The sequence below is a fragment of the Aeromonas sp. 1805 genome, assembly GCF_013085525.1.
Taxonomy (GTDB): domain Bacteria; phylum Pseudomonadota; class Gammaproteobacteria; order Enterobacterales; family Aeromonadaceae; genus Aeromonas; species Aeromonas hydrophila.
In genome coordinates this window covers 161,177-184,971 of the sequence record NZ_CP038515.1, presented here as the reverse complement: position 1 = coordinate 184,971, position 23,795 = coordinate 161,177, and the positions used below count along the sequence as shown (strand labels likewise).

The window sequence follows — 23,795 nt, the reverse complement described above, 5'->3', positions numbered from 1 at the left end:
GCGGCAAACGGCGTCCCATTCTGGCCGGCACGTCACAAAACCAGCGTAGATGGCTGGCCGTCGACCATAAAAAAGGCCCCTTGCGGGGCCTTCGAGTGGCATGGCGTGCTGCCTTAGCCGGGCTGGGCACCCGGCAGGGCGGGGGGCTGGGCGGAGTCGGACTCCACCTTCTGCTCTTCGCCCTTCATGTTCTTGATGTAGACGTCCATCTGGTTGAACGCGATCTCGATGCCGTTGGCCTTGAACAGGGCATCGATCTTGCGGTTCAGCTCGTCCACCGCCGGGTTGCGATCGCCAAGCTCGCTCACGAAGAAGCGCAGCTCGTGATCCAGGGTGCTGGGGCCGAAGGTGAGGAAGTAGACGATGGGGGCCGGGTCTTTCAAGACGCGGCTGTTGTCGTCCGCCGCCTGTTTCAGCAGGGTACGGGTCAGCTCCAGATCCGAACCGTAGGCCACACCCACCCGTACGATGACGCGGGTGACGGTGTCGCTCAGCGACCAGTTGATCAGCCGCTCGGTCATCAGCACCTTGTTGGGGATGATCACCTCCTTGCGGTCGAAGTCGGTGATGGTGGTGGCGCGGATGCGGATCTTGGAGACGGTGCCGGAGAAGGTACCGATGGTGACGGTGTCACCGATCCGCACCGGACGCTCGAACAGGATGATGATGCCGGAGACGAAGTTGCCGACCACCTCCTGCAGACCGAAACCGATACCGACCGTCAGACCGGCGGCGAGCCACTGCAGCTTGTCCCACTGCATGCCCATCAGGGAGAGGGCGGTGAGGGTACCGACCCCGATCAGCACGTAGTTGAGCATGGTGGTGATGGCGTAGGCCGTGCCCTGGGCCAGTCGCAGCTTGGAGAGCACCAGCACCTCCAGCAGACCCGGCAGGTTGCGGGCCAGCGACCAGGCCGCCCCCAGCATGAAGATGGCGGTCAGCACATCGCTCAGACTGACGGGGTAGAGCACCGCATTGGCGCCGGAGCCCACGCTCTTGTGCCACAGCACCATGCTGTCGAGGTAGGAGAAGACCGCCACCAGATCGGACCAGAGCCAGTAGAAGGCGACGCCGAACACCAGCAGCAACACGGTGCGGGTCAGACGCAGGGACTGCTGGCTGACATCCTCCAGATCCATGGGCTGCTCTTCGATGGACTCACCCCCTTCCGCATCTTCCGAAGACTTGTGCTCGCGCTTGGCCACCGCACGGCGATAGGCCAGACGGCGGGCCGCCAGCTCCAGCCCGCGCAGGGCGGTACGGTAGACCAGGCTCCAGATGATGATGAGGTAGAAGGATTCGATCAGCCGGCCGGTCAGCTTGAGGGCGGTGTAGTAGTAGCCCAGCCCCACCAGCACCATCAGCGCCACCGGCGCCAGCGCCAGGGCGATGGCGGTGATGGACTGCTGCATGCTCGCCTCGCCCTTGATGCGGGCGCGGGAGATGGGGAACACCAGGTAGGCGGCCAGCCCCAGCAGGGCCAGGGTCAGCGCCTGACCCACCACGTCGTTGCCCAGCGATGAGGGCTCTACCACCGCCTTGGTCGACAGCATGATGAGCGGCAGCAAGGGCACCCACAGGTAGCGCATGCTGGTGCGCTTGGCCTGCAGCTCGGCTTTCGGCATGCGGAAATGGGTCTCGGCAATGCCGCCCGGCCGCATCACCGCCAGATAGACGCTGAACACCAGGTAGCCGAGCGCCAGATTGAGGGTGATCTGGAAAATCAGCTTGGAGCTGAGCAGACCGCAGTCAGTCAGCAGCAGGCCGGCAGCCAGGATGAACAGGCTGCCCGGCAGGCGCTGCAGCACGGTAAACAACAGAGCGCGCGGGGTGTGCCACTGGCTGTCCTGGCGAAAACGCCCCAGATCCTTGGTGATCTTCTTCTGCCGCTCCACCAGCGCCGGGCGCTTCCAGATCAGCAGACCACCCACCAGCAGCAGCGGGAAGGCGAGCAGGGTGATGGGCAGCAAGGTTTCACCCCAGCCGCTCCAGTCCGGTTTCAGTACCCAGTCGGAAGCCTGTTTGTAGGCCTGGGCCGGCCAGTTGATGAACCACTTGCCGTCGATGGGCTTGTTGCTGCTCACCCAGAAGATGTGCTGCTGCAGGGTAAATTCGATGGAGGAGTAGATCCGCGCCAGCTGCTGTTGGGTCAGCTGCAGGCTGATGGCGTTGGTCAGCTGGGCATCCAGCTGGCGGTTGAGCTGGTCGAGCAGGCTGATGCGGGTGTCGAGCAGCTTGGAGAGGCTGGTTTTGTCCTCCTCGCTCACCGGCTCGCTACTGTTCGCGATCAGGTTGTCCAGATACTGGGTCTTCTGGAACAGCTGGTCGCGCTGCTGGCTCAGCTCGAACTGGGCCAGGTGCAGGTCGGCGATCTGCTCTTCCAGGTTCTTCACCAACGTGGAGGGCGACGACTCCAGCTGTTGATAGAGCTGGTAGAGAATGCGTGACAGCAGCAGGTTGCCCTTGAGCATCTGCACCTGTTCGTTGAGGTTGCGCTCGGTCTGGGTGCCGCGCTCCAGCCAGCTCTTGGCCTGCAGGTTCTTCTGCACCAGCGAGTTGAGGTTGGTGGTGGCGCTGACCAATTGCTGGCTCAGCTGATGGTTGAGCTCCTGCTCTTTTTGTACCAGCGGGTTGTCATCCGCGGCGACCAGCTCACCGGTCTGCTCGGCGGTCTTTTCGGTGTCACCGAGGCGCTTGGCACTGCTCTGCTCTTGCAGCAGTTGCAGCTTCTGCTCTTCGCTCGCGAGGCGGGCGCTCTGGTAGTCGCGCTGCTTGACGGCGAGATCCTGCATGCTGGTGCGGTTGTCCAACTGCTGTTGCAGGTTGGCCAGTTGCAGCTCCTGCAAGGCCAGCTCGGCGCCCAGTTTCATCTTCTCGGCGCCGCTCACCCCGTCACCGGCATTGAGGCGGGTACGGATCTCCTGGCTGCGCTGATAGGCGCGGCTCATCAGGGCCTGGGCCCGCTCCGGCAGGGTTTGCAGGCTGGTGATCTGGCTGCCGATGGTGCCGAGGGCTTCCTGGGCATCTTGCATGTTGGCCATGACGTCGGGCTGGCGACTCTCCAGCTCGCTCAGGCTCATGCTGGCGTATTCACTCTTGATCTGCTCGGCACTCTTGTTCTGGGTCAGGGCATCGAGCTTGGCGCTGATGTCCCTGAGCTCGGTCGGCAGGGAGCGGATGCGCTCGCTCTGGCTCTTGGCTTTGCTCTTCTCCTTCTCGATGCTGTCGAGCAGGGTGAGGGTGTCAGTCAGGAATTTCTGGTCGGCCTGCTGGCTGACGGTGAGGGTGTCAGACTTGCCAAGGGCATCGAGTGCCCGCTGCACACTGGCACGTGAGGGCACATCCTGCGCCATGGCCTGCGGGGCGCAGAGGCTGACGAGTAAGCAGAGCAGCGGCAACAGGGTGGCCGAGGCTCTTTTGAAGCGTGTTGAGAGCATAAAACTTCCGGGTTATTACGCGATATTTGGGAGATTTCCCACTTGGATTAAATCCGCGTGGATTCTAACACCGGGCAGGAATGGGCAGCAGGGGGGCAGATAAAAAAAACGGCGCCCGCAGGCGCCGTTTTCAGCTTGTTCAGTTCCGATTAAAGAACGTGAACAGAAGCGGTGTTGGTGGTGCCGCTCGGTACCAGGGCACCGGAGACCATGACAACCACGTCACCCTTCAGACCCATGCCGCTGGCCAGCGCCGCTTCTTTACCGATGCGATAGAAATCGTCGGTGGAGGCGATGCTGTCAACCACGTGAGCAACCACACCCTTGGTCAGTACCAGCTGGGCAGCGGTCTTCTTGTTGGTGGTGATGGCCAGGATCCAGGCTTTCGGGAAGTACTTGCGGATGGCCTTGGCAGACTTGCCGCCTTCGGTGGCAACCACGATCAGCGGGGCGTCCAGCTTCTCGGAGGTCTCTACCGCGCCTTTGCAGACCGCTTCGGTGATGCGCAGCTTGTTGCTGTCGTTGGCAGCAGACAGGTTGGACGGCATTACGGCATCGGTACGCTCGCAGATGGTGGCCATGATGGTCACGGCTTCCAGCGGGTATTTGCCCTTGGCGGACTCACCGGACAGCATGACTGCGTCGGTACCGTCCAGGATGGCGTTGGCCACGTCGCCGGCTTCGGCGCGGGTCGGACGCGGGTTCTTGATCATGGAGTCCAGCATCTGGGTGGCGGTGATGACCACTTTGCGCGCTTTGTTGCACTTCTCGATGATCATCTTCTGGGCGAAGATCACTTCTTCAACCGGGATTTCGACACCCATGTCGCCACGAGCAACCATGATGCCGTCGGAGACCGCCAGGATCTCGTCGAAGTTGTCCAGGCCTTCCTGGTTTTCGATCTTGGAGATGATCTGGATGTTCTCGCCACCGTGGGCTTTCAGGTGCTCACGGATTTCCAGCACGTCTTCTTTCTTGCGAATGAAGGAGGCGGCAACGAAATCAACGCCTTGCTCGCAACCGAAGATCAGGTCGCGCTTGTCTTTCTCGGCCAGGGCCGGCAGCTTGATGGAGACGCCCGGCAGGTTGATGCCCTTGTTCTCGCCCAGATCGCCGTTGTTCAGTACTTTACAGATGACTTCGCGCTCGGTGATCTCGATGACGTCCAGACCGATCAGGCCATCGTCAACCAGGATGCGGTTGCCGACGCGCAGGTCGTTGGCGAAACCGGCATAGGTCACGGCTACTTTGTCTTTGTTGCCAACCACGGTCTGGTCGGTGGTGAAGGTGAAGGTCTGGCCAGCGACCAGGGCAACGTCGTTGCCGCCTTCCAGCTTGATGGTACGGATTTCCGGACCCTTGGTGTCCAGCAGAATGGCTGCGTGCTTGCCGGTTTCGGCCATGACAGCGCGCAGGTTGCTGATGCGACCACCGTGCTCGGCGTAGTCGCCGTGGGAGAAGTTCAGGCGCATGACGTTCATGCCGGCGTCCAGCATCTTGGCCAGCATTTCTTTGGATTCGGTCTTGGGACCGATGGTGCAGACGATTTTGGTCTTTTTCATGTCAGTCTTCATGGTTAAGGAGTTTCCGCCGTGCAATATACACCAGTTTTTGGATACTTTTTATGATCCAGAAACAACGTTTTGACCAGATAACGTTTTCTTTTCAGGGATAACGTTTTCCTCTTGGCTACTTTTTAGGGCATAAATTAACTGGTCCGCGCAGATTTGGCATAAATGTCGCCATATGTATCTCGGCGCCGGCCCGCCTCGTCAGATGTTGTAAAATGACGATCCCTTCCCGTCATCAAGCCGTCATCGGTCCTCGACAAGAATAGACACTCTGCTACCACCGTAGTGCCGCAAAGAGTGTCGCAAGATGGCCCCTTATCTGTTGCTGTTGTCCGTTGCCCTGCTGGGCGTGCAGGCGCTGCCCGTCAGCTGCTGGCCGGCGGATCCCGCTCCCCGCGATGGCGCGCTGCGCACCTTCGAGCGCCTTGAAATGCACCAGGCCCAGGCCGCCACGGCCCGCGCACAGCAAGGCTTGCCGCACCCCAATACCCCGCTTGACGGGGCGCATCGACAGCCCTGAGTGGCAGATGCAGAGACGAAAGAGGGAGGCCTGGCCTCCCTCTTGTTTTAGGTGCGTCACCTCGCCTTGGCGGCTCAGTTTATCTTGCCCATCTCGATGGCGAAGCTGGTGGCCAGCTGGGCAAACTTGAGGGCGTGGGCAGCCGAGGGATCCGAGTTTTGCAAGGTGTCCTGGGCGGTGTGGATGTTGGGGTTGTAGTCGTTGAAGCGCGACTCGAACGGCATGGCGGCCGGGTAACCCTGATTGTGCCAGGAGGCGTGATCCGAGCAGCCGTAACCGCAGCTGTCATAGCCGTAGCGGATCTGGGGCAGATAGGCGTCCAGCAGCTGGGCCAGATAGCCGGTCAGCCCCTGGTCGGTGTAGTCGGTCATGAAGACGATATCTTCCGCCGAGCCCTGGTAGTTGGTCATGTCCAGCTGCAGCGCCGCCAGCACCTTGGTGTTGGCCGCCTTGTAGCGGGTGGCGATGTCCTTGGAGCCGCGCAGCCCCACCTCTTCCGCCGCATAGCCGATGAACTGCAGGGTGCGCTCCGGCTGGCGGCCCTGCTCGGCGATGACCCGCAGCACCTCGGTCAGGGTGGCGATGCCGGAGGCATCGTCATCGGCGCCGGGGGCCAGGGTGCGGCTGTTGGGGGCCGAGCCGGCGGTGGAGTCGAGGTGACCGCCGAGCACCACCACTTCGTCCGGGTAGCGGCTGCCCTTGAGGGTCAGCACCACGGATTGCTGCGGATAGCCGCTGTGCTTGACCCGGCTGACGCTGGCCCAGGGCAGGGTGGCGCTCAGGGTCTGCCACTGGCCGGCCACCCAGTCCGCCGACTGCACCCCTGTGGTGGTGGTGTAGTAGCGGTTGCGCCAGCTGGCGAGCTGGCTGATGGTGCCGACTATGTTGCCCTGATCCAGATAGGGCAGCAGCCGGTTGACGCTGGCCCCCTGGGTCAGCGGCGGGGCGCTGAACAGGTTCTGGCTGATGGGTTGGGCCATGCTCTGCAGGGCGTCGGCCAGGGTGCTGTGCACCACATAGCCGCCGCAGCGCTGGTGCCCTTCGTGCATCAGGTGGGAGAGGGTGCCAAGCTCGCTCGCCTCGACCTGGGCCAGCTGGACCGGGGCGCCGCTGGCGCTGAACAATGGGGCCAGCTTGGCCTTGACCTGCTTGAGTTCGACGCCGCTGTCGGCACCGACCGTGATCCAGACGGGCTCGGCGGCCTGTACGGCGAGGGGCAGCAGGGGGAGCAAGAGGGCGGTCAACAAGGGTTTCATAGCGGATCCTTCCAGTGTGAGTTGCAGGCATGTGTGCCAAGTGGGTGTCATAAGACGACTGGCCCAGTCTAGCCAAAGGAAGAAAACGGCGAATTTGCCCATCTGGCGCGACCCTACCCCCGTCCGGTGGGGGCCGCTGCAGGATCTGCTGTCTACTGCGCCCCGCTGGGGGTAACCGCTGGAGCTTTGTGCTGGCGAGGGGAAGCTGCGCAGCGTGCCTGCCGCAGAGGCGGCGCGCAGCCCTGACCTGGGGGGCTGACAAAGGGAGTCAAATTGTGCCATATCGGCGCGAGACACCGGCGGGCATGGGTGGGGAGGGGCCTGGGTACCCAGAAGCGCGGGCGGACAAAGAGGCATAAAAAGAGGGGCCAAGGCCCCTCTGGTTCACTGGATGGCGGTCTATGCGGTGGCCTGGGCCAGCATGCCGAGGGCTATCTCCCGCTCGCCCATGATCACCTTGTCCGCCCCCTGCTTGGTGAGGAAGCTCACCTCGTCGTCGCTGTGGGCACGGGCGATCACCCGGATCGCCGGGTTGATGAGCTTGGCCTGGGCGATGGCCTCGCCGGCTTCGAAGCTGTTGGGAATGGCCACCAGCAGCCAGCTGGCGTCGGTGATGGCGGCGCGGCACAGCACCTCGTCATCGGCCACGTTGCCGTTGACGTGGGGAATGTCGGCCTGGCGCAGGCTCTCCAGCCGGTGCGGATCCTGCTCGATCACCACCAGCTCGCGGCCGGCCTGCTGCAGGCCGCTCACCAGCAGGCGGCCGACCCGGCCATAGCCCACCAGTATGGTGTGGGCTTTCATCTCCACCGCCGGGCATTTGCACTCGGCCAGCACTTTGGCGTTGTCGGCGTCCGGGTGTTTCTCCAGGTAGCGCTCGACGGCGTTGAACACCAGCGGGTTGAGCATGATGGAGAGGCTGGCACCCACCAGGATCAGGTCACGGGCCCCTTCCGGCACCAGCTTGAGCACGATCGCCAACCCGATGAGGATGAAGGAGAACTCGCCGATCTGGGCCAGGCTGGCGGAGATGGTGAGGGCGGTGCGCCGGCTGTAGCGGAACAGTCGCACGATGGCGTAAGCCGCCGCCGATTTGCCGAACATGATGATGAACAGGGTGGCCAGCACCGCCAGCGGCTCGGTCAGCAGCACCGCCGGGTTGAACAGCATGCCCACCGAGACGAAGAACAGCACGGCGAAGGCGTCCTGCAGCGGCAGGGTGTTGTTGGCGGCGCGGTGGCTCAGCTCGGAGCGGTTCATGACGATGCCGGTGAAGAAGGCGCCGAGGGCGAAGGAGACGCCAAACAGCTTGACCGCGCCGAAGGCGATGCCGAGCGAGCAGGTCAGCACCGCCAGGGTGAACAACTCACGCGAGCCGGTGCTGGCGGTGTGGGCCAGCAGCCAGGGGATGAAGCGGCTGCCCACCACCATCATCAGCGCCACGAAAAGGCTCACCTTGCCGAGGGTCCAGCCCAGATCCAGCGCTATGCTCTGCCAGCTCAGGGTCTGCTCGCCAAACTGGATGTCGGCGATGATCGGCAGCATCACCAGCGCCAGCACCATCACCAGATCCTCGACGATGAGCCAGCCGATGGCGATGCGCCCCTGCAGGGTTTCCAGATTCTGGCGGCTCTCCAGCGCCCGCAGCAGCACCACGGTACTGGCGGTGGAGAGGGCGAGGCCGAACATCAGGCCGGCGACCGGATCCCAGCCCAGCAGGGAGGAGAGCCCCATGCCGAGCAGGGTGGCGACGGCGATCTGGGCGATGGCACCGGGGATGGCGATCCGCTTCACCGACATCAGATCGCGGAAGGAGAAGTGCAGCCCCACCCCGAACATCAGCAGGATCACCCCCAGCTCCGCCAGCTCGGGCACCAGCTTCATGTCGGCCACATAACCCGGGGTGAAGGGGCCCGAGATGACGCCAGCCGCCAGATAACCCACCATGGGGGAAATCTTGAGGCGCTGGGCAAACATGCCGAGGATGTAGGCCAGCACGAAGCCGCCGACCAGAGTGGTAATCAGGGGAAGGGAGTGGTCCATGTCGTCACCTCGCTAATGGCAGTCAGGGGGCTACCAGATCACCGCGCGGGCGAAGAGGGCAGCTGTCAATGAGCAGGGGGCGAAAGAGACAGATGCTGGCCGCATGCACAGAGGGTGTGTCTGGGGGACAACAGTTGCCGTTTCTGTTGAAAAATAATACGTTTTTGGTAGAAAAACAATATTTATCCACATTTAAGACTTAATTTGCGATTAAAACTGTATAAGTGGCTGTTTTGAGGCGAAAGCGCGCTTCTCTGGCGGCCAGGCTGGCAACAGTAATCAATCGGTGATGGTTTTTCTGGTCACAGCTGGGGGAGGGAGAGCACAAAAAAGCGGCCGACTGGCCGCTTCGCTGCGTGGGGGGCTGAGTGCAGATTCAGCCGAGCTCACTGGCCCTTGGCGATCCCCTCCCGGCGCGGATCGGCGGCGCCAAGCCAGCCGCTTGCGTTGCGCTGCACGCCCTGCAGGCCCGAGGTCTGCTCGCTCAGCACCACCTCGTGCCCCTTCGCCTTGAGCGCCTCGACCACCGCGGCCGGGGTGCGACCCGCTTCCAGCTCGGTGGGGCCGTTGCGACTGCCGAAGTTGGGCAGATTGATGGCCTGCTGCAGGTTGAGCCCCCAATCCTGGGTGCCGAGCAACGTCTTGCCCACGTAGTTGATGATGGCGGAGCCCCCCGGCGAGCCCAGGCTCATCTCCAGCTCGCCGCTGTCCTTGTCAAATACCAGCAAAGGGGACATGGAGGAGCGCGGCCGCTTGCCCGGCTCCACCCGGTTGGCCACCGGCAGCCCGGCGGCGTCCAGCGAGGTGAAGGAGAAGTCGGTGAGCTGGTTGTTGAGCAGGTAGCCGTTGACCATCAGCCGCGAGCCGAAGCCGTCTTCGATGGAGCTGGTCATGGAGACCGCCATGCCCGCCTTGTCGACGATGGAGATGTGGCTGGTGGAGGGGAGCTCCGGGGTAGCATCCTGGCCGCGAGCCGGTGCCAGCGGCGGGGTGCCCGCTTTGGCCAGGCCCATGGAACGCTCGCCGATGAGGGCGCCGCGCCGAGCCAGATAGTGCTTGTCGAGCAGGCCGCTGACGGGGACCGCCACATAGTCGCTATCCGCCACGTACTGGTTGCGATCGGCAAAGGCGAGCCGCGCCGCCTCGCTGTAGAGGTGGATCGCCTCGGCGGAAGCGGCCGGCTGGCCCTGCTCCCCTGGCACCGGTTTGAGGGCCGCCATGTCGCGGCTCTCCAGCATGCCGAAGATCTGGCCGAGTGCAATGGTGCCGGACGAGGGGGCCGGGAAGCCACACACCCGGCTCTGGCGATAGTCAAAGCAGAGGCCGTCGCGCAGCTTGGCGCGGTAGCTGGCGAGATCGACCGCGCTCAGCACCCCTGGGTTGGTCGGGTGGGCATGCACCTTGGCCACCATGGCCTCGGCCAGTGGGCCGCGATAGAAGGCGTCCGGCCCCTGGCTTGCCAGGGTTCGCAGCACCTTGGCCAGCGCCGGGTTGGTCAGTCGGGCTCCCGCCGGTTTGGGGCTGCCGTCGGTCTGATAGAAGTAGGCCCGCGCGTCCGGATCCTTGGCAAGGTAAGGGTCCTTGGCCAGCAGCGCGGCCAGCCGCGGGCTTATCACGAATCCCTGCTCCGCGAGGGTGATGGCGGGCTCGAACAGCGCAGCCCAGGGCAGCTTGCCGTAACGCTGGTGGGCCAGCGCCAGTGCCCGCACGGTGCCGGGGGCGCCCACCGAGCGGCCACCCACCACGCCGTCGTAGAAGGCCATCGGCTTGCCATCCTTCATGAACAGCTGATCCGTGGCGGCGGCGGGGGCCGTCTCGCGACCATCCACAGCCGCAACCTTGCTGCCATCCCACACCAGCAGCAGAGAGCCGCCGCCGATGCCGGAGGATTGCGGCTCCACCAGGGTCAACACCAGTTGCACCGCGATGGCGGCGTCCACCGCGCTGCCGCCAGCCTGGATCATCTGGTAGCCCGCCTCCACCGCCAGCGGGTTGGCGGCGGCCACCATGAAGTCGCGGCCTTGCCAGCCTTGTTTGTCCTGCCAGCCGCTGGCGGCCTCCGGCGCGATCAGGGTGTGGGCGGGGGGCGCTTGCAGGCTCTGCTGAGCGGCGCAGCCGGCCAGCAGTGCGAGGGCAATGGCCAGCCCCAGTGGTTTGCGCAACATGACACTCTCCTTGTCTGTTTTATGAGCATGAGGGGCGACTATGTCACGATTGGCGCTAATGACTCAAGTTGTTGAGTCAGATCAACAAGTTACTCATCTATCAACAAGTCGCTCCAAGCGTACGCCCATAAAAAAACCGCCCGGAGGCGGTTTTTTGCAATCAGGCTGAGCCAATTCGCTTAGATGGACTGCTCTTCACCGCCCAGGGCGGCAAACAGGGCCGGGATGAACTGGGCCAGCTCGGCGGTGACCAGGGCGAAGTCGGCATCCAGACGGGCGGCCGGATCTTCGCTGGTGACGTCGTCGTTCTGCTCGCGCAGCTCTTCGCTGAATTTCAGGCGCTTGATGGAGAGATCGTCCCCCAGCACGAAGCTCAGGGTTTCGCCCCAGTTGAGGGCCAGCTTGGTGACCAGCTTGTCGTTGGCCAGGTGGTTCTTGATCTCGTCCGTCATCAGATCCTGCTGCTTGCAGCGGATGATGCCGCCGTGCTCCATGGCGCTGCGCAGCTCGGCCTCGTCCTCCAGGGTGAAGGAGGCGGGCAGGTTGCCCTCGTTCAGCCACTCGGTCATGGTGATCTCGGGCGGGTTCTTGAGGGCCACCGGCACCACCGGCAGGGTGCCGATGGATTTGCGCAGCAGGGCCAGCAGGTCATCCGCCTTCTTGGCGGATCCCGCGTCCACCACCATCAGGTTGTCGGCCGGATTGATCCAGGCGAAGGTCTGGCTGGTACGGCTGAAGGCACGCGGCAGCAAGGTGTGGAGGATCTCCTCCTTGAGCGCTTCCTTCTCTTTCTTCTTGAGGGCGCGGCCCTGCTCGAACTCGATCGCTTCTACCTTCTCCGCCAGCATCTCCTTGACCACGGTGCCGGGCAGCATCTTCTCCTCCTTGCGGGCACAGATGAGAATGTGGCCGGCGGCGGAGTGGGTCAGGGTGGAGCCGAATTTGCCAAGGGGCTTGACCCACCCGAACCGGGAGATGTCCTGGCTGCCGCACGGGGTGAAGGCACAGGCTTCCAGCTGGGTTTCCAGCTGCTCGACGGTCAGCTCGAAGGGGCGGGTAAAGCGATAAATCTGCAGGTTTTTAAACCACATGGCGTCCTCGGTCTCATAGATTGTCCGGCGGGCATTGTACTAGAGAGGCGCTTTGTGATCAGCCAATCATTCTTGTTAAATAAAGGGCGATCGACTTCACAGGGAGTCATATTCGTCCCCAAAGCCGTCATCAAACTCCCCTAGACTGCGGATGTTCAGGTTGTTAACAAGGATACCAATATGCTGAGGGCGAGTCGGTCCGACGACATGGACGAGATCGTCGAAATCTGGTTGCTGGCCTCCCTGCAGGCCCACGACTTTGTCGATGCCTCCTGCTGGTGGCAGGCCCAGGAAGATCTGCGCACCCGCTATCTCGATCACGCCTGCATCTGGGTGTTCGAGGAGCGCGGCGAGCTGCTCGGTTTCATGGCGCTGGTGGATGATTACCTGGCGGCCCTGTTCGTGCGCCCCGACCGCCAGGGGCGGGGAGTGGGCCATGCCCTGCTGCAGGAGGCCAAATCCAAGGGGGCCCGGCTGCATGCGCGGGTGTTCGTGGAAAACGATCTGGCGGTGCGCTTCTATCGTCGCCACGGTTTCGTGATCGAGGGGGAGGTGGCCGATCCCCTCACCGGTCATCCCCAGTACCAGATGTGCTGCGAGCCCGCCTGAATCTGCCGGCCGCGCCGGGTATGGCTTGAAAAAGGGGAGGCATATCCTCATCTTGTCTGCATCGGGTGCCGCTGACACCTCCTCCATACGAGCCGTTTTTCATGAAGATCCTGCATACCGCCGACTGGCATCTTGGCCATCAACTCCATGGCCATGATCGCCGTTTTGAACACGATGCCTTTCTCGACTGGCTGGCCGACACCATCAAGCGCCGCGACATCGACGCCCTGCTGGTAGCGGGCGACCTGTTCGATACCGCCAACCCCCCCGCCAGCGCCTGGCAGCAGCTCTACCGCTTTCTGGCGCGGCTGCGCGCCGAGCACCCGGCACTGGAGATGGTGCTGATCGGCGGCAACCACGACTCTCCCTCCAAGCTGGATGCCCCCCACGAGCTGCTGCGCGCCTTCGACCTGCATCTGGTGGGCAGCATCAGCCGGGACGACGAGGGGCGCCTCGAGACCGAGCGTCTGCTGGTGCCGCTGCGAGGCAAGGATGGCGAGGTGGCCGCCTGGTGCGCCGCCGTGCCGTTTCTGCGCAGCAGCGATCTGCGCCCCGACGGGCTCAGCGAGGGGCAGGACAGACTGATCGAAGGGGTACGCCAGGTCTATGAGGCAGTGCTGAGCGAGGGGCGTGCACGCTGTCATCCGGATCAGGCCCTCATCGCCATGGGCCACGCCTATCTGGCGGCGGGCCAGCTTTCCGAGCTCTCCGAGCGGCGGGTGCTCGGCGGCAACCAGCATGCCCTGCCTGCCGAGCTGTTTGCCGCCGCCGACTACACGGCGCTGGGTCATTTGCATCTGGCCCAGAGCCCGGCCGAGGGGGTGCACTACAGCGGCTCGCCGCTGCCGCTCTCGCTGGCCGAGGCGAACTACAACCATCAGGTGCTGGAGGTGACGTTTGAGGGGGGCAAGCTGGCCCGCCTTGAGCGGATCCCGGTGCCCCGCGCGGTGGAGATGATCCGGCTGCCCCAGAGCGGCCTCGACGAGGCGCTCCAGGCCATCGAGGCGCTGGCGCTGCTCCCTTGCCCACAAGAAGCACAGCCCTTCCTCGAGGTGCGGCTGCTGTTGCCCAAACCCGAGGCCCGCATCCGCGAGCGCGTGCTGGCCGCCATCGGCGACAAGCCGGTGCGCCTTGCCCGCATCACGACCAGTTATCAGGGCTCTGGCCAGGGGCTGGCGGATGGTGCCGGCCAGCGCCGGCTGGATGAGCTCTCCCCCACCGAGGTGTTTCGCCTCTGCTATCAGCGTCAGTTTGACGGGGAGCCGGAGGCCGAGCTGGTGGCGTCGTTTGAAGAGATCCTGGAGCAGGTGAAGGAATCTAGCCAATGAAAATCTTGTCGCTGTCAGGGGAGAATCTGGCCAGCCTGACCGGCCCCTTTACCATCGATTTTGCCGGTGGCGCCCTGGGGACCGCCGGCCTGTTTGCCATCACCGGTAATACCCGGGCTGATGGGGGCAAGAGCACGCGCGATATCGGGTCGGTATGGATGGAGGCGTGTGGCGTATGAAGATCCTCTCTTTGAGTGGTGAGAACCTCGCCAGCCTGACCGGTCAATTCACCATCGATTTTGCCGGTGGCGCCCTGGGGGCCGCCGGCCTGTTTGCCATCACCGGCAATACCGGCGCCGGCAAGAGCACCCTGCTCGATGCCATCTGTCTGGCGCTCTACGACGAGATGCCGCGCTTTATCGCCAATCGCAAGAACGTGGCCGAAGTGGGCCGCATGGATGACGAGGAGAAGCTCAAGGCCAACGACGTGCGCGGCATCCTCAGCCGCGGCCACGCCAGCGGTTTTGCCGAGGTGCAGTTTCGCGGCTGTGACGGCCGCATCTGGCTAGCCCGCTGGGCGGTACGCCGGGCCCGCAACCGCGCCGAGGGGCGCTTTCAGGCCCAGGAGCGCAGCCTGACCGACGTGGCGTCGGGCCAGGTGTTCAGTGGCAGCAAGCGGGAGCTGCAGGATCGCATCGACGAGCTGGTGGGGCTCTCCTGGGAGCAGTTTCGCCGCGCCGTCATCCTGCCGCAGGGGGAGTTTGCCGCCTTCCTCAAATCGAGCGCCGACGAGCGTTCGGCCCTGCTCGAACGGATGACCGGCACCGAGCTCTACTCCGCCATTTCGGTCCAGACCCATGAGCGGGCGCGGGAGGAGCAGCAGAAACTGGCCGCCATCAGCCAGCGGCTCGGCGACGTGGCGCTGATGGACGAGGCGACCCGCGAGCAGTGGGTGAGCCAGCAGGTCAGCCTCGCCACCAGCCTCAAACACGAGCAGCAGCAACAGCAGCTGATGCAGGACTTGCGCGATCTCAACGGCCGCATCGCCGCCCAGTTGCAGGCCTGTCAGGAGGGAGAGGCGGCCCTTGCCGTGGCCGAAGCGGCCCACGCTGCGGCCGCCCCGGAGCGCGAGGAGTTCGCCCGCGCCGAGCAGGCCCAGGTGGCCCGCGCCGATCACGACGAGCTGGCCCGCCTCACCCTGGAGGTGCAGCAGCAGGAGAAGGCGCTGGCCGAGCTTGGTCCCGAACTTGGCAAGCTGGAGGAGCAGACCCAGCAGAGCGCCCTCACCGAGCAGCAACTGCTGGCGGAGAAGATCGCCGCCGAGCGCGAGTGGGGCGCCCTGCAGCCCGAACTCAAGCGGGCGCAGGAGCTCGACACCCGCATTCGGGAAAAACAGCAGCAGTTGCAGAAGATCCAGCAGGAGGGGGCGCAGGAGCGGGAGGTGCAGCTTACTCTGGAACAGGGCTGGCGCCAGCAGCGCCAGCAGGTGGAGCAGCTCAAGGCCCAGCACCTGCAGTGGGGCGCCTGGCTTGAGGAGCACAAGGAGCTGGCGCCGGTGGCCCGCCAGTGGCAGCCCCTGCTCACCGCCATGCAGGATTGGGCCGAGGATGCCGACAGGCTGCAGCAGCTCCTTACCCTGCGCGAACACAAGCTGCGCGCCCTCAGGCAACTGCAACACCAGCTGGAGCAGGGGCAGCAGGAGCGCGACTACTGGCTGCGCGAGCAGGAGCGGCTGCAGCAGCAACAGCACGAGCTGCAGGAGCAGCAGTGGGAGGGGCGTCTGGCCAAGGCGCAGGAGCAGTGGCAAGGGCAGACCGAGCAGCTGGGTCAGCTGCGCCAGCTGCTGGAGCTGGCCGACTATGGCCGCAATCACGGCGAGCAGCATGGTCGCCTGCAGCAGGAGATCGCCCAGCTGGAGCAGGCGCTCGGCAAGCTGGCCATCCTCGGCGACGAGCTGACGCCAGCCCGCGAGCGGCTCGCCCTGCAGCGGGACGAGGCGCGCCATGCGCTGGAGCAGTCCCGCGCCATCGCCAGTTTCGAGCAGCATCGCCACATCCTGCGCGACGGTGAACCTTGTCCGCTCTGCGGCGCCGAGGAGCACCCCTATCACCAGAGCCAGCCGCAGGTGGCGGGCATTCTGGGGCAACTGGCGGAGCGTGTCCGCAGCCTGGAGCTCGAGTGGGAGCGGCTCAATCACCAATACATTCAGTGCGAGAGCGAGCGCCAGGAGCTGGCCCGCCAGCTGGCGGTGCGCCAGCAACATCTGCCTGAACTGGAGACGCGCGCCGAGCAGCTGACCCAGCGCTGGCAGCAGCTGGGCGGTGCCGAGCTGCTGGGCCATCCGCTGCCGCTGCGTCAGAGCCCGATCGAGTGGAACGAATTGATGAGTACCCTGCTCGGTCGCGGCCAGAGTCTGGAGCAGGGGCTGGCCCGCAGCCAGCAGCAGCTGCGCGAGGCCCAGCTCGGTCAGCAGCAGTTGCAGGCCGTGCGCCAGCAGCTGAGCCAGCTGGCCAGCCAGCACCAACAGTTCGAGCAGCAGTGGCAGGAGGCCGATCGCCATCGCATCGCCCTGGAAGGGGAGGTGAAGGCGATGGGCGAGCAGGAAACGACTCTGCGCCAGCGCCTTGAGCAGGGGGGCAACCGGCTCGACGAGCAGATGGGAGGCCAACCCTGGCGTCAGTGGCTGGGTAGCCAGCAGTGGCACGAGTGGCAGCGGGCCTGCGAGGCCTGGCTGCACGGTCAGAGCGAGTGGGAGCGGCTGACCGGCGAGATTGCCAGCCTCACCCCGGCCCTGAGCGCTCAGGAGGCGCGTCTGCAGACCCAGCGTGAGCTGCTGCACAAGCTCGAGCGCGACTACAAGGAGCATGAACAACAGCGGCAGGGGCTGGTCACCAGCCGTGCCACCTGTCTGGAGGGCGAGGAGATTGCCCTGGTCGAGAGCAGCTGGCAGCAGCGGCTGCAGCAGCTGGCCAGCGAGCTGGAGACGATGCAGGGGGCGGCCCGCACCTTGCGCGAGCGTCAGACCGAGCTCAAGACCCGTCTCAGCCATCTGGAGCAGGAGAAGCAGGTGAGCAGCCGGCGGCGACGGGAGGTGCTGGGGCGCTGGGCAGCCCACGCCAGCAGCCTCGGCATCGCCGAATATGACCTGCGCCGCCTGCTGGCCATGAGCCCGGATGAGCTCAAGGCGCGCCGCGCCGCCTTGCAGGCGCTGGAGGATGCCCGCGCCGAGGCGCGTACCCGTTTGACCGAGCGGCAGCGGGCGCTGGCGCTGGAGGAGAGCAAGCGGGATCGTTACCGCGAGCATCACCCCGAGCTGGCCGCGTTGGCGCCACAGGAGCTAGCCAGCCGGCTGACGGCGCTGGAGGCGCACTGCCGCGCCCTCGACGAGCAGCTATTCCAGTGCAAGAGCATGCTGGCACAGGCCGAGGCGGCGACCCTCAAGGCGGGCACCTTGCAGGAGGAGCTGGCCGCCCAGCAGGCGGTGGCGGATCACTGGCAGCGGCTCTCCGACCTTATCGGCTCGGCCAGCGGCGCCAAGCTGCGCACCTTCGCCCAAAGTCTCACGCTGGAGCGGTTGCTGCTGGAGGCCAACGCCCAGCTCGCCGAGCTCTCCCCCCGCTATCGGCTGGAGCGGGTGCCCGGCACCGATCTGGCGCTGCAGGTGGTGGATCTCGACATGGGGGATGAGGTGCGCTCGGTGGACTCCCTCTCCGGTGGTGAAAGCTTCCTGGTGTCGCTGGCGCTGGCGCTGGCCCTCTCCAGCCTGTCGTCGCGCCAGACCCAGGTTGAATCGTTGTTCATCGACGAGGGTTTCGGCACCCTCGATCCCGACAGCCTGGATCTGGCGCTCTCAAGCCTTGACTCCCTGCAGGCGGCCGGCCGCCAGATCGGGGTTATCTCCCACGTGCAGACCCTGGTGGAGCGGATCGGCGTGCAGGTGCGGGTGGAGGCCCTCGGCGGAGGTGAAAGCCGGGTGGTGTTGCCCTGAGTCCTGCCTCTGTTTGCTGATGAATCACGGCCTCGCCTTCTGGCGGGGCTTTTTTGTTTCAGTGTTTCGACAATCTGGTCGCTTGAGCTAGGTCCATGCCCGCGTATTTCGCGGGAAACGAGAGTGAGGGGTTGACCCCGGTCTTGCATCCATCTGCCCGCAAGAGGGAATGGTCAATGACATTGATGCCTGAAAGGATCCTGGCTCGCATCGCGATGCGGCCACGCAGTGACGCGCTGTATCTCATCTGGTTCTGCTGGGGCCTGGCGTTGCTGCTCTATGTGGCGGGATCTGCATATTACAAATTACCCATAGTGCCGTTGCTACTGATGGTGCTGCTGTTGATGGTGGAGAAAACCAAGATGTTTGGACGAAAGCGCAATGAGTCTGAGATGGTCGGGGCGGGGAGCACGACCACGGTGATCGCCAAGGGGGCCCGTTTCAAGGGCGAGTTGCAGGTGGAGGGCAATCTGGATGTGTATGGCCAGTTCGTCGGGACGCTGCTGCTGAATGGCGGGACGGTACGCATCATGGAAGGTGGCCGGATTGAAGGGGATGTCAGCGCTGCCCACGTGATCATCAATGGCACTCTGGATGGCACCTGCGCCTCGAGCGAGGTGGAGATCCTCGAAAACGGCAAGATGAAGGGGTTGTTCAAGGGCGGGAGCCTCTCCATCCGCAAGGGAGGCCAGTTTGTCGGCCAGTCCCAATCTCAGGAGGAGCAGAAGGGCGAGAGCAAGGGCAACGTCAAGCAGCTACAGCCTGAAGGTAAAAACAAGGCTGCCGATACTGCCGAGGTGGTGGCCAAACAGGCCTGATCAAAAGAGGGGCGAGTACGCCCCTCTTTGCCGGCAAGGGATCAACTGCGCCGCTCGGGCAGCATATTGGTCAGGGTGTTGTCCTTGAGCACATGGTGGTGGTAGATGACTGCCGCTGCGTGCAGGGCAATCAGGGCATAGCCAATGTTGGCCAGCGTCTCGTGCAGCTCCTTGATGGTGCCCTTCAGGCCGTCGTCTGGGGCAATGAGGGCAGGGAGTTCCAGGCCGAAGAAGGGGATGGGCTTGCCGCCTGCGCTCAGTAGCAGCCAGCCCAGCAGCGGGGTGAGGATCAGGAAGCCATAGAGTGCCAGGTGGGCGAGCTTGGCCAGCGTGAGCATCAGGGGGGAGAGCTCGGGCACGATGCGCGGTGAAGGGCTACCCACGCGCACCAGCAGGCGCACCACCACCAGCGCCAGGATCAGCAGACCCACCATGAAGTGAAACTCTTTCATCAGGTCGCGGCCGGCCGACCCTTTGGGGAAGATGTCCCTGAACTCCATCAGCGCATAGACGGCGATCATCAGCAGTAGGGTCAACCAGTGCAGCCCTATGCTCAGGCTGCCATAACGTTGTTCGGTATTTTTCAACATGCTCATATCCTTCTCGGGGCTCGTATTGCATCAAGGGTGGTCGCATCGGGCATCCTGCCCCGCACCATTCCTTTTCATGTTACCGCGCAGATGTGTCAAAACCTTGATCTTGGTGTGTTTTTTAACATCTTATTTGCAACTCGCCCGACACGCTCTGTGCCGAGTCTATGCTTCTGATCAACGGGGCCATGCCGGCCAGGGTGGTGAGGGGTTGCATCATGAAGCATCTGAGAGTAGGCGTGCTGGCAGGCTTGATGCTGCTCGCCATGCTGCTGGGGATGACGGGGGTCGACGAGGAGCGGCTGGCTGCGGCAGAACCTGGCCGACCGACTCATTTTTCAGCCTATCTTGGTTTGTTGCCGGGGCTCATCGATTCCAACGGCACCGGTCCCTTCGTCGACCTGGTCAAGGCCATCGCCGGGCTGGATGACGGGGTGGAGCTGAGCGTGATGGTCTACCCCATGTCCCGAGCCACCCGCAGCGTGGTGGTGGGGGAGGCGGACTTCAACCTGCCGGCGCTGCGCAATCCCTACATCGATGAGTCCATGCTGCCTTATCGCTTCAGCTCGGCGACCTTTGGCAAGGTGACCCACGTGCTCTACAGCAACAGTGCGGCGCCCATTACTCCCGCCATGGTGCTGGGCTACGAGTACACCAAGCGGGATCTGCTCATCGAGGGGGTGACCGACTTCTGGCCCTTCTCGGTCAAGCGCTCCCTCTCGCTCGAGCAATCCCTCGGCAAGTTGAGCCGAGGCCGCATCGATGCCTTTCTGTGGGCGCAGGAGGAGGCGGATTTCACCCTGCGCAAGATGGGGCTGACCAATATCCACCGGGTCTATTTCGGCGAGTTTGACGATGTGTTCATCATTCCCAAGGGGCCGAAAGGGGATGCGGTCGACCGTTTCCTGACCCAGTCCATCGAGCGGCTGAGGGCCTCCGGTCAGCTCAACAAGATCTACTCCGGCATTCACGGTCCCTATCAGGAGTGGCAACCGGGAGAAAATGCTGCGACCAAGGCGGTCAGAGCCGCGCAATGAGCGCTTTACCCGCGATCAGCGCTCACTTACCTTTGAACGATACCTTGGTAAGGGAGTTACCTTGAACATCACCGATCCTGTGATCCTGACCGAGCTGCAGCAGATCCTGTTTCGCTCCTTCGACGTGATCCCGTTTCCGATCCTGATATCGGAATCCGCCTGCAGCGAGACGCTGGGCAGCATACCCACCCGACTGTCGGAGATCCCGGCCCGCCATCACAGGTTCGTGAACCGGGCCTTCGTGACTCAGCTCGGATATGACCTGACGGATCTGCCCGACATGGCCAGCTGGTTTGCCACCGTCTATCGCGATGAAGAGAGCAGGGCCCAGGCGATTGAGCGCTGGAACCAGGCGGTGATGACCAGTCTGGCCAACGGTGCGGCGGTGGCCGAGATGAACGCCTGTCTCTACTGCAAGAGCGGCCAGCAGCGCTGGTTTACCATCACGGCCCAGCTGACGGCGGATGCCATGCCGGGCTGGCACATAGTGACGCTGCGCGACATCCACGACTTGCACTGCATGATCGAGGAGGTGAGCCGGCTCTCCTGCACCGATCCGCTGACCGAGCTTGGCAACCGGCGTGCCGCCGGGCAGCAGTTGCAGGCGCTCTGGCTGCAGGGGGAGCCCTTCTCGGTGATCTTGTGCGATATCGACCACTTCAAGCAGATCAATGACCGCTACGGTCATCCCGCTGGGGATGCGGCGCTGTGCGAGGTGGCGCGCATCATGGCGCGGCAGCTGCAGCCCGCAGAGCATCTGGCCCGCTGGGGCGGGGAGGAGTTTCTGTTGATCCTGCCTGGGATGGACGCTGAACAGGTGGTCGAGCGAGCCGAGCAGTTACGCCGGCAGTTTGTCGACCATGTGGTCGCGTGGGAGGGGCAGAGTTTTTCCCTGACGATGAGTCTGGGTTGTGCCACCCGAGGCGATGGCCATAGTAGCGACAGCCTGCTGCAGGTGGCGGACAAGGCGCTCTACCAGGCCAAGAGCAACGGTCGCAACCGGGTGGTATTTGGCAGGGCCTAGCCGGAAAACGCCCATAAAAAAACCGAAGCCAGGGCTTCGGTTTTTTTATGGGCGACGGGCGCTCGGCCCATGCGGCCTTATTTCTTGATGCGGATCACCGGGGTCTCGCCCACGGTCACGGCACCCGTCATCTTCACCAGCTCTTTGATCTCGTCCATGTTGGAGATGACCACCGGAGTCAGGGTAGATTTGGCTTTGGCTTCCAGAACGGCCAGATCGAACTCGATGATGGTGTCACCGCGCTTGACCTGTTGACCTTCCTGGGCGATGCGCTTGAAGCCTTCGCCTTTCAGTTCAACGGTGTCGATACCGAAGTGAACGAACAGCTCGATACCTGAGTCGGATTCCAGCGAGAACGCGTGGTTGGTCTCGAAGATCTTGCCGATGGTGCCGTCGCACGGCGCAACCATCTTGTTGCCAGCCGGCTTGATGGCGATGCCGTCGCCGACGATCTTCTCGGCGAAGACTACGTCGGGTACATCTTCGATCGGTACGATTTCGCCTGACAGCGGGGCAAAAATTTCGATGCCGCCGGTATCAGAACTGTCATCGGAAACCAGTTTCTTCAGTTTATCAAACAGACCCATAGTAAAAGCTCCTAGAGATGATTGTCGCTGTTTGCAGCCGATCTTAGCAGACTGCCTTCTGCTTAATAAAGTTATCTACACAGGCTTCGATTTCGGCGGCGGTGGCAAAGCTCAGCGCTTGATCAGCCATGGCCTTCACATCTTCGAAGTTGGTGTTGCGGATAAGCTTCTTGATACGCGGTACAGAGATGGCGCTCATGGAGAACTCATCCAGACCCATACCCAGCAGCAGCAGGGTGGCACGCTCGTCACCAGCCAGTTCACCACACATACCGGTCCACTTGCCTTCGGCGTGGGATGCATCGATAACCATCTTGATCAGCGTCAGGACGGAGGGTGACAGCGGGTTGTACATGGCGGAAATCATCTCGTTACCACGGTCGACAGCCAGGGTGTACTGGGTCAGGTCGTTGGTACCGATACTGAAGAAATCCACTTCCTTGGCCAGATGATGAGCCATCACGGCAGCGGCCGGGGTCTCGATCATGATACCCACTTCGATGGATTCATCAAAGGCTTTGCCTTCGGCACGCAGTTCGGCTTTCAGCGTCTCTACGGTGGCCTTCAGGCTGCGGAACTCTTCGACAGAGATGATCATCGGGAACATGATGCGCAGTTTGCCAAAGGCAGACGCACGCAGGATGGCCCGCAGCTGGGCATGCATGATGTCGGCGCGATCGAAGAAGATCCGCACGGCACGCCAGCCCAGGAAGGGGTTCATCTCTTTCGGGAAATTCATGTAGGGCAGTTCTTTGTCGCCGCCGATGTCCATGGTACGCACGATGATCGGCTGATCCGGCATCGCTTCGGCCACTTCTTTGTAGGCTTTGAACTGCTCGTCTTCGGTCGGCAGCGCGTCACGGTCCATGAACAGGAACTCGGTACGGTACAGACCCACGCCCTCGGCGCCGTTGCGGATGGCACCTTCGGTATCCTTGACGGTACCGATGTTGGCGCACACTTCGACCTGATGGCCATCCAGCGTGATGGCAGGCAGATCTTTGAGCTTGGCCAGTTCATCTTTCTCGGCCTGGAACTGGGCCTGGAATTGCTTGGCTTCGTTCAGCTGTTCGGCAGTCGGATTGATGATGATCTGGTTGTTGATCGCATCCAGCACCAGCACGTCACCATTCTTGACGCGCTCGGTGATGTCGTTGGTGCCCACGATGGCCGGCAGCTCCAGGGAGCGGGCCATGATGGAGGTGTGGGAAGTACGGCCACCGATGTCGGTGACGAAACCCAGCACGTATTTCAGGTTGATCTGAGCGGTTTCGGACGGGGTCAGGTCTTTGGCGACCAGGATCACCTCTTCGTCGATGGTGCTCAGGTTGACAACGGCGATGCCCAGTACGTTCTTGACCAGACGGGTACCGATGTCACGGAAGTCGGTGGCGCGCTCGCGCAGATAGGGATCATCCAGCTCGGCCATCATCTTCGCGTACTGCTCAATGACCTCGTAGATGGCCTTGTCAGCGGTGGCCTTGTTGTCTTTGATGAAGGATCTGATATCCCCTTCCAGCTCTTCATCTTCGAGCAGCATGATGTGGCCTTCGAAGATGGCCTCTTTTTCTTCACCGAAGGTGCGACCGGCCATCTCTTTGATGGCTTCCAGCTGTGCGGCTGACTTGGTGCGGGCTTCGAGGAAGCGGTTGATTTCGGCATCAATCTGTTCGGCAGCGATTTTGCCCTGATTGATAACGATTTCATCTTCTTTCAGAAGAAGCGCCTTGCCGAATGCGATACCGGGGGACGCAAGAATGCCAGATATCATAATCCTTCCTATTAAAACGA

Annotated in this window: 17 protein-coding genes; 8 read left to right on the top strand and 9 right to left on the bottom strand. The window is 63.2% G+C overall.

Annotated features, from left to right (window positions below; genetic code table 11):
• Positions 1–113: 113 nt before the first annotated feature.
• Positions 114–3,437 carry a mechanosensitive channel MscK gene (gene mscK, locus E5E96_RS00775; protein ID WP_171281348.1) on the bottom strand — a complete coding sequence of 1,108 codons (3,324 nt, stop codon included), beginning with the start codon at positions 3,435–3,437 and terminating at the stop codon, positions 114–116.
• A gap of 149 nt (positions 3,438–3,586) precedes the next feature.
• The gene (gene pykF / locus E5E96_RS00770) at positions 3,587–4,999 is read right to left on the bottom strand and encodes a pyruvate kinase PykF (protein ID WP_010633307.1); all 1,413 of its coding nucleotides are present in this window, start codon (positions 4,997–4,999) and stop codon (positions 3,587–3,589) included.
• 316 nt (positions 5,000–5,315) lie between these two features.
• On the opposite strand from pykF, the gene E5E96_RS00765 reads away from it, so the two are divergent.
• Positions 5,316–5,528 (top strand): hypothetical protein, encoded by a 213-nt coding sequence (locus E5E96_RS00765; RefSeq protein ID WP_029299523.1) that lies wholly within the window; start codon positions 5,316–5,318, stop codon positions 5,526–5,528.
• A gap of 74 nt (positions 5,529–5,602) precedes the next feature.
• Here E5E96_RS00765 and E5E96_RS00760 read toward each other — a convergent pair whose 3' ends face one another.
• The 4 genes from E5E96_RS00760 to rdgC all read right to left on the bottom strand — a co-directional run bounded on the left by E5E96_RS00760 (position 5,603) and on the right by rdgC (position 12,083).
• The gene (locus E5E96_RS00760) at positions 5,603–6,784 is read right to left on the bottom strand and encodes a M28 family metallopeptidase (RefSeq protein WP_039215030.1); all 1,182 of its coding nucleotides are present in this window, start codon (positions 6,782–6,784) and stop codon (positions 5,603–5,605) included.
• 399 nt (positions 6,785–7,183) lie between these two features.
• On the bottom strand, positions 7,184–8,827 hold the full coding sequence (gene ybaL / locus E5E96_RS00755) for a YbaL family putative K(+) efflux transporter (protein WP_017409102.1): 1,644 nt from the start codon (positions 8,825–8,827) through the stop codon (positions 7,184–7,186).
• 386 nt (positions 8,828–9,213) lie between these two features.
• Positions 9,214–10,992 (bottom strand): gamma-glutamyltransferase, encoded by a 1,779-nt coding sequence (gene ggt, locus E5E96_RS00750; RefSeq protein ID WP_171281347.1) that lies wholly within the window; start codon positions 10,990–10,992, stop codon positions 9,214–9,216.
• Between the two features lie 179 nt (positions 10,993–11,171).
• The gene (gene rdgC / locus E5E96_RS00745) at positions 11,172–12,083 is read right to left on the bottom strand and encodes a recombination-associated protein RdgC (RefSeq protein ID WP_011706841.1); all 912 of its coding nucleotides are present in this window, start codon (positions 12,081–12,083) and stop codon (positions 11,172–11,174) included.
• A 180-nt stretch (positions 12,084–12,263) separates the two neighbouring features.
• Between rdgC and E5E96_RS00740 the strand changes: the two genes are divergently transcribed.
• The 5 genes from E5E96_RS00740 to E5E96_RS00720 all read left to right on the top strand — a co-directional run bounded on the left by E5E96_RS00740 (position 12,264) and on the right by E5E96_RS00720 (position 18,766).
• Positions 12,264–12,692, top strand: coding sequence for a GNAT family N-acetyltransferase (locus E5E96_RS00740; protein WP_073351117.1), 429 nt, complete (start codon positions 12,264–12,266; stop codon positions 12,690–12,692).
• Positions 12,693–12,793: 101 nt separating this feature from the next.
• Positions 12,794–14,020: an exonuclease SbcCD subunit D C-terminal domain-containing protein gene (locus E5E96_RS00735; RefSeq protein ID WP_139750063.1), complete on the top strand. Its 1,227-nt coding sequence runs from the start codon at positions 12,794–12,796 to the stop codon at positions 14,018–14,020.
• Positions 14,017–14,199, top strand: coding sequence for an exonuclease SbcC (locus E5E96_RS00730; RefSeq protein WP_171281346.1), 183 nt, complete (start codon positions 14,017–14,019; stop codon positions 14,197–14,199). Before E5E96_RS00735 ends, E5E96_RS00730 begins: the two co-directional genes overlap by 4 nt.
• Positions 14,196–17,948, top strand: a complete 3,753-nt coding sequence (locus E5E96_RS00725; RefSeq protein ID WP_171281345.1) for an AAA family ATPase — start codon at positions 14,196–14,198, stop codon at positions 17,946–17,948. Before E5E96_RS00730 ends, E5E96_RS00725 begins: the two co-directional genes overlap by 4 nt.
• Positions 17,949–18,124: 176 nt before the next feature.
• A complete protein-coding gene (locus E5E96_RS00720) occupies positions 18,125–18,766 on the top strand; it encodes a polymer-forming cytoskeletal protein (protein ID WP_171281344.1) in 642 nt (213 codons plus the stop codon).
• A 41-nt stretch (positions 18,767–18,807) separates the two neighbouring features.
• On the opposite strand, the gene E5E96_RS00715 is transcribed toward E5E96_RS00720, so the two are convergent.
• Positions 18,808–19,356 carry a cytochrome b gene (locus E5E96_RS00715; RefSeq protein ID WP_171281343.1) on the bottom strand — a complete coding sequence of 183 codons (549 nt, stop codon included), beginning with the start codon at positions 19,354–19,356 and terminating at the stop codon, positions 18,808–18,810.
• 218 nt (positions 19,357–19,574) lie between these two features.
• Between E5E96_RS00715 and E5E96_RS00710 the strand changes: the two genes are divergently transcribed.
• Together E5E96_RS00710 and E5E96_RS00705 are read left to right on the top strand one after the other, a co-directional pair.
• Complete coding sequence (locus E5E96_RS00710; RefSeq protein ID WP_171281342.1) at positions 19,575–20,393, top strand: ABC transporter substrate-binding protein; 819 nt, start codon at positions 19,575–19,577, stop codon at positions 20,391–20,393.
• 61 nt (positions 20,394–20,454) lie between these two features.
• Complete coding sequence (locus tag E5E96_RS00705) at positions 20,455–21,417, top strand: GGDEF domain-containing protein (protein ID WP_171281341.1); 963 nt, start codon at positions 20,455–20,457, stop codon at positions 21,415–21,417.
• Between the two features lie 77 nt (positions 21,418–21,494).
• Here E5E96_RS00705 and crr read toward each other — a convergent pair whose 3' ends face one another.
• Together crr and ptsI are read right to left on the bottom strand one after the other, a co-directional pair.
• Positions 21,495–22,004 carry a PTS glucose transporter subunit IIA gene (gene crr, locus E5E96_RS00700; protein WP_005303134.1) on the bottom strand — a complete coding sequence of 170 codons (510 nt, stop codon included), beginning with the start codon at positions 22,002–22,004 and terminating at the stop codon, positions 21,495–21,497.
• A 43-nt stretch (positions 22,005–22,047) separates the two neighbouring features.
• On the bottom strand, positions 22,048–23,775 hold the full coding sequence (ptsI, locus tag E5E96_RS00695; protein ID WP_011706834.1) for a phosphoenolpyruvate-protein phosphotransferase PtsI: 1,728 nt from the start codon (positions 23,773–23,775) through the stop codon (positions 22,048–22,050).
• Positions 23,776–23,795: the final 20 nt, after the last annotated feature.